The sequence below is a fragment of the Bartonella sp. AD328YNZD genome (assembly GCF_042196425.1).
On record NZ_JBHIQG010000117.1, the window covers coordinates 1 to 6650 of the forward strand.

Genomic DNA, 6650 nt, shown 5'->3' on the forward strand with positions numbered 1-6650 from the left:
AGAGCCTCTGTTATTTTCTGTTGCTATATTATCACACAACACATAATTTATTGTGGATATGAAAAGATATTCTTCAGATCTTCTTAAAAAGTTTTTCATAAACAATAAAGAATAATTACATTTAAAATCAATAAGTTATTACATTATACAGCTTACGGTTTCTTGTGCAAAACGAAGCTATGAGATCATTTCGTCTTGGATGATCCCTCTATTTTCTGTAACTGTATCATTTTTACTACAGCTTTTCTTTCTCTAATTTTGTAGCACTGTCTCATAAATAAATTAGGAGCAAAGTTTATGAATATAAGATCTTTAGTAACAACTTCTATTATCGCTATGGCGGCTGCTTCTGCAGCACAAGCTGCTGATGTTGTCATCCCTCGTGAAACAGCCCCAGCAGTCATCGCAGCCCCTTCATTTTCTTGGACAGGCTTTTATATTGGTGGTCAGATTGGTGGTTTTTCAAGTAAAGTTGAATTAAAAGATAAAGATAAAGATACTTCAGTTTTTAAAGACTTGTCACCTAAACTTTCAGGTTTGATTGGCGGTTTTTATGCAGGATCTAACTTTGATCTTGGAAATGGCATTATATTAGGTGTTGAAACAGATATGATCTGGTCTGGCAAAAAGGATGTGCGAGTAGTTTCTAAAACTGATACTCCTCCAGCTAGTGGAACTGAAACTCCTCCAGCTAGTGGAACTGAAACTCCTCCAGCTAGTGGAACTGAAACTCCTCCAGCTAGTGGAACTGAAATTGTAAAGAGTTTAAGTGTTAGAAATACAGCTGCACAAGGAATTGTGGATGTATCAGAAGGTGTTGGTTTTAAACAGAAATGGGCTGGTGCTACGCGAGTACGTATTGGTTTTGCTGCTGCTGACCGCATTATGCCTTATGTTGCTGGAGGTGTTGCCTATACACAGCTAGAGGCTGCTTATGGAGAAGTGAAGGTAGGTAATAAAACTTTTGTTTCAGGTTCATCTGATGAAACAGCAACAATGGTTGGTTTCACTATTGGTGGTGGTCTTGATTTTGCAGTGACTGATAATGTCCTGTTGCGTGCAGAATACCGTTACGCGGACTATGGTAAAAAGAAATTTTTTGCAAAAGAAAAAGAATATAATTTCAGAACCAATGACTTCCGTGTAGGTGTTGCATACAAATTCTAATTTCGTCAAAAACGAAATGATGAAGACAAAATAAATTGTTATGAGGCTCTGTTAAAGACGGAGCCTCTTTTATTTTTCTATTGATATATTATCACATACCTTATATTTGTTGGGGATGTAAAAGATATTATTCGGATTTTCTTAAAAAGATTTTCATAAACAAGAGACAATAACTACGGTGTAAAATCAATATCTTATGTATATATTTATAACTTACAGTTTTTTGTACGAAGTGAAGTTATGAAATGATTTTATATTGGGTTCGTCTTTCGTTTCCTATGGTTGTATCATGTTGACTACAGCGTTTTTTCTGTAGTTGTATAATACTTCGTTCTAAATAAATTAGGAGCAAAGTTTACGAATATAAAATCTTTAATCATAATTTCTGTTATCATTATAACTACAGCTTTGCGACACAAGCTGCTAATGCTATCATTCTTGGTGAAGTAGCTCCAACAGGTATTGCTGCTCCTACTTTTTTTGAACAGGGTTTTATATCGGTGGTCAAGTTGGCAACTTTTTAAGCCAAGTTGATCTATTTGATTTAGAGATAAAAAAAACTCCATACAAATATGGATTGCCTAAACTTTCAGGTTTGATTGGCGGTTTTTATACAGGGTCTAACTTTGATCTTGGAAATGTCTTCATCTTAGGTGTTGCAACAGATGCAGTTTGGGCATGACCGTGGAAAAACAAAAACGCACTTAGAAGATCTTGAGGCGTATGAGATATAAAAATTTAGCCAAAATCTTATAAATGCTGGCGTTACTTTGGCTGATGCAGAAAAGCTTCACGATGATGATACAATAGTTTATAATTTTTACTGAAGAAGAAAAATGGTCTAGTTTAACATGGGCCCGTATTAGTTTTGTAGTTGCTAATCGTATAATACCTTATTTTGCTGATGGTATTGCTTATACGCAAATGTAGGGCATTTCCACAATTGAAGTGAAAAAAGAGGCTGGCTGATAATACTGATCAAAAGATCGCTTCTGATAATTTGCATGATGAAGACAAAGACACTGGTTAGTTTCACCCTAGGTGTTGACTTTGCAATGACAGACAATGTTCTGTTGCGTGCAGAATACCATTACTCGGACTTTTGTAAGAAGCAATTTGCAAAGGATGAGGGTAAACTAGGCTACAAAACCAATGGCTTTCGTGTAAGTATTGCTTACAAGTTCTAATTTTGTCAAAAGCGCAATTATGAATACAAAGTATTAATAAAAAATTAAATTTCCAAAAGATCTTGACTTTTACAAAAACCCTGTTTTCTAAGATTTTTATTTGTACAATTGTGACATTTTTACTACAGATTTTCTGTTTATAATCTTGTAGGATCATCTTGTAGTTAATTTAGGAGCAAAATTATGAATACAAAATTTTTAATAGCAACTTCTGTTGTCGCTTTGATTTCATCTTCTGCAGCATATGCAGCTGATGTCGTGATTCCTCATGAAGCCGCACCAGCAGTTATCACAGCCCCTTCGTTTTCTTGGACAGGCTTTTATCTTGGTGGTCAAGTTGGTAACTTTTCGAGTAAAACGAAATTAACTGTTCCAGGAGCAGACAAAGAACTTTTCAAAAAAGATAATATACCTAGTCCTTCTGGTTTCATGGGTGGCCTTTATGCAGGATCTAACGTAGACCTCGGAAATGGTCTCATTCTGGGTGTTGAAACTGATGCAGTTTGGGCAGACCGTGAAGAATCAAAAACAGCCCGTGAATTGACTCTTACTAAAGAAGATGTGGCATTTTTTAATAATGCCCTTGAAAAAGCTAAGGTTGAATTAAAAGATCAGCAACGGTTTGAAATAGGTGACAAGGTAACGGAAAAGCACAGTTATAAAGAAAAATGGTCTGGTGCTACACGCGTTCGTATCGGTTTTGCTGCTGTTGACCGTATTATGCCTTATGTTGCTGGTGGTATTGCCTATGCGCAGGTACAGGGCATTCAGTCAGTTGCAGGAAAAGGAGAGAGAGCTAAAGTTGAGCAGAAAGCTGATGTGATGGAAAACCCACCAGTTAAGCAAAATGTAGATTTGACTGGTGGTACTTGGGCTGATGACACGAAGACAATGGTTGGTTTTACTATTGGTGGTGGAGTTGACTTTGCAATGACAGAAAACGTTCTTTTACGTGCAGAATACCGTTACTCCGATTTTGGTAAAAAGAAATTCGCAAACGATACACGTGAATTCAACTACAAAACCAATGACTTCCGTGTAGGTGTCGCTTACAAGTTCTAATTTCGTAAAAATGAAATTATAAGCACAAAAAGATACTAAGGCCTCGTTTAACGAGGCCTTTATTTTATTAGCCCTTTATTTTAATCTTTCTTAAACCCTTCTTGTTTTTATTATTTCATTTTGTGTTATAAAGCTTTAAAGAAAAAAGTCGTCTATTATAAATGTCTTGCAACATATTGATTTATAAAGATAATTTAATATTATTCATGTTGAATTAGATCCTCAAATACCGTAAAATTTTCTCATTTCAAATCTGTGTATGTTGAATCAATAAAAATCACTTGCTTGCACATCATAGGTAGGATGAGTGTGTGGATAAAAACTATAGAAGAAAGGATTAAAAATGGCTCTTATGAACCATCTTAATGCAAGGAAAGGGAGAGAGCAGTATTCACGAGCTGGCAAAATGTGTGATGGTGCCGATTTGCTTCTCCATAAGCGGATTGGTTACATATATAGAGAGATTTTATAATTACTGATTAATAAAATCTTATATCACTGCTGCTATTTCACACCTAAGTGAAAAGCGTTCAATTAATCTCAAAAACAGGAAAAGATCATAACCAGTGATTAACTTTAGCCGCCTTTTATATGCTAGTTTAGAACGATCGTGCTACATATATCCTGTTAGAGTACTCTCTGAAACGGAAATACAGTCTCATTAGGGAAGCATATGAAATTATAAAGATAAAAATCAGTTTTCAACTTTACCTTCTTCTTTTAATTGAGTTTTATGATTTTCAAAAGCATTGAGAGCAATGTTTTTTTAATAGTGAGGATGATGTATTGTTTTGCGCTTTTATTTATTGCATTCTTTAATGGGATCACACCTCTTATGAAAACAAAATGCCCCAAACGGACTATATCGTTGTTACGTATTCACACGCTTGTTTTAAAGAAATATTTCTCAGGGCATATCATATCTGTTTCATGTCAAGATTCGTGAATAGTATAAAGCGATAATCCCCCAATATAATAACTCCATTGAGTACTACGACCTTTATGCTTAATAAAAAGAGTAAACTGGCACCATCATACACTGTAATAGCCACCAATGTTTCAGACAGACCTTAGCTGTTAAGAGCTTTTATAAAAAGTATTTTTAATCTTGTCTTTAATATTTTTTATTGACATGCTCCATCCCGTTTATGACATACACAGAGACATGGTTTTGATGGATTCAACATGGAACAGGTTTTAAACGAGAGAATCCTACGGTATTAGATTTTTTTATTAAACATACAAACAATAAGTTATCTTTATAAATCAAAGTGATGTGTTAGGACGACAATATTTCTGAAAAAAATCTAAAAGTTTTTTTGTGAATGTTTTATTTCATGAAACTTTTATGGTGCTTGGTTTTAAAAAATGTAATGATTGATTTTACGGTTTGCACTGGCGTTGATTTTTTGAGTGATAGACAATGTTTTTTGTGTGCAGAATATTGTTATTGAGATTTCTGTAAAAAGAAATTTGTAAAGAATATTGTCATTAACCGTCACGCGAAAATTTAATGGAAATAAATCCAATTTTAAGACACATAATTTTAGTGTGATTTAATTTACAAATCCTCATTGAAAACAAAACTAAATAGTTAAGAAAGCTTATTTTCAAAAATCCTTTATTTTTTTGTGAGTGTGTTATTTTTGCTACAGATATTTCAAAAAAGATACTCTATATACATTTCATTTTGGATATTTGGAGAGATTTTATGAACACAAAATGTTTAATAACAGCGTCTATTTTTTCTTTAATTTCGGCATCTACAGCGTTAGCTGCTGATGTTCTGATTCCTCATCAGCCAGCATCATCGACTTCTTCTGCCATTGTTGCTCCTACTTTTTCATGGACAGGTCTTTATTTAGGTGTCCAAGCCGGTGGTTTTTCGAGCAAAGCGGATATGGCTCTTATTGATCAAGAAAAGAATTTCTCGCTGGATAAAGAGTTCTCTCCTAAACTTTCAGGTTTTGCAGGTGGTTTTTATGCAGGGTCTAATATCGATCTCGGTGACAGCTTTGTTTTTGGTATTGATACGGATTTAATGTTATCTGGAAAAAAACACACAAAAACCATAACCATAGGTGCATCTAATAACGCTACAGTAGAGAATGCAGTAGGAAGAGCCCGCAGATCAGCAGAAGTTGTAACCCCAAAAGCATCAATATCAACAGTATCAGTACCATCAACGCTAAATGTACAAACAAAAGCAGAAGGAGGAATACAACAATCAAAAGGGTTAACAGAGACTAACGCTAATCCAAAAGCGCCAGAAAATTCTACAACACAAACGTTATTAGAATCAGAGAAAACTGTGCAATCACCAGCAGCTGGCAGCACTAATTCAGTAAAATCAGTATCAGGAAGGTCAAGCCCAACAGCAATGTTAAAGCAAACAGCTATATCTAAACAAACATCTTCCACCACGGGGACAAACTCAGAGCAACCAGTATCAGCTTCATTATTAAGATCAGATACAGGAGAAACATCATTAAGAGAGAATGTATCAAAAGTAGTAGCAAAATCAGCATCTCCCAGTGTACAGACAGGATCGATATCAAAAGCGTCAGAACCGCTTTCTTTGGCAAGGTCATCTACAGGAGAGCAACCATCAGAAGCGAGAGTAAGTAAACCCAAAGCGTCTGTAAGATCAGAATCTGCACAAACGGTTGGAAAAACACCAGTATCCTCTCATTCAATAAAAGAATCAAATGAGCTAGTAGCAAAAGCACCCACATCAGTACAGCCATCAGCAGTAGAGAAAACGGTACCGAGTTCATCACTTGTACTAGCGAGATCAGGATCATCTGGATCTGAGAAAGAGGCTTCTAATGGAACAAGCGGAGGTCATCATAGTATTCAGAGTTATAGTGGTAATAACTCTCATTCGCGCGTTGCTTCTAATGGAGGTGGACATGCTCATCCACATGGTGCACCTCACGGCGGTGGATACAGCTCTGGTGCTAATCCGCATGGTTCTCACCCACATACTTCTCATCCTCATGGTGGACAGAATATGGCTGGACACGGTGCACAAAGTCCCCAAGCGGCAGATAAGAGCAATTCCAGTGTATACGGTATAGAACAAATCAAAAAGGTTGCTTCTGAACTTGCTCTGGATCAAGAAGATGAAGTTGAAGCTTTAAACCATACTTTCAAACAAAATTGGGGTGGTGCTACACGGGTCCGTATTGGTTTTGCTGCTGATCGCTTTATGCCTTATCTCGCTGGTGGTAT

General features: G+C 35.9%; 4 protein-coding genes. All 4 read left to right on the top strand.

Going from position 1 to position 6650, the window contains the following annotated elements:
• The first annotated feature begins 297 nt into the window (after positions 1-297).
• Positions 298-1167, top strand: a complete 870-nt coding sequence (locus tag ACFIO3_RS06750; protein ID WP_375617357.1) for a porin — start codon at positions 298-300, stop codon at positions 1165-1167.
• Between the two features lie 1055 nt (positions 1168-2222).
• A complete protein-coding gene (locus ACFIO3_RS06755) occupies positions 2223-2354 on the top strand; it encodes an outer membrane protein (RefSeq protein WP_375608053.1) in 132 nt (43 codons plus the stop codon).
• 183 nt (positions 2355-2537) lie between these two features.
• Positions 2538-3416 (top strand): outer membrane protein, encoded by an 879-nt coding sequence (locus ACFIO3_RS06760; RefSeq protein WP_375704230.1) that lies wholly within the window; start codon positions 2538-2540, stop codon positions 3414-3416.
• A gap of 1711 nt (positions 3417-5127) precedes the next feature.
• Positions 5128-6650: porin family protein (locus ACFIO3_RS06765; RefSeq protein ID WP_375704231.1), on the top strand; the 1523-nt coding region annotated here is incomplete at its 3' end.

Excerpts from the sequence above, each read along its gene's own strand:
- ACFIO3_RS06750 (WP_375617357.1), top strand. The coding sequence starts at position 298 with ATGAATATAAGATCTTTAGTAACAACTTCTATTATCGCTATGGCGGCT.
- ACFIO3_RS06755 (WP_375608053.1), top strand. The coding sequence starts at position 2,223 with ATGACAGACAATGTTCTGTTGCGTGCAGAATACCATTACTCGGACTTT.
- ACFIO3_RS06760 (WP_375704230.1), top strand. The coding sequence starts at position 2,538 with ATGAATACAAAATTTTTAATAGCAACTTCTGTTGTCGCTTTGATTTCA.